This is a genomic window from Streptomyces griseus subsp. griseus, assembly GCF_000720255.1.
In the GTDB taxonomy this organism is placed as follows: domain Bacteria; phylum Actinomycetota; class Actinomycetes; order Streptomycetales; family Streptomycetaceae; genus Streptomyces; species Streptomyces griseus_I.
Window position 1 is genome coordinate 1 of sequence record NZ_JOJE01000238.1, and the last position, 229, is coordinate 229.

The 229-nt window shown below is 71.6% G+C and carries 1 pseudogene; it reads right to left on the bottom strand.

Annotation, left to right across the window (positions count from 1 at the left end):
• Positions 1 to 229 (bottom strand): annotated as a pseudogene (locus IG99_RS43945) (response regulator); the annotation flags it as partial.

The window sequence follows — 229 nt, forward strand, 5'->3', positions numbered from 1 at the left end:
ACAGCTCCCTCAGCAGCCGGACGGTGACGGCGGGGGAGACCAGCGCGTCGCCGCGGGCGGCGGCCCTTACCGCCTCGATCAGCAGGCTGGGCGGGGCGTTTTTGAGCAGAAAGCCGCACGCCCCGTTGCGCAGCGCGGTGTGCACGTAGTCGTCCTGGTCGAACGTGGTGATCACCACGACCCGCATCGGGTTGTGGACGCCGGGTCCGGCCAGCGCGCGGGTGACGTC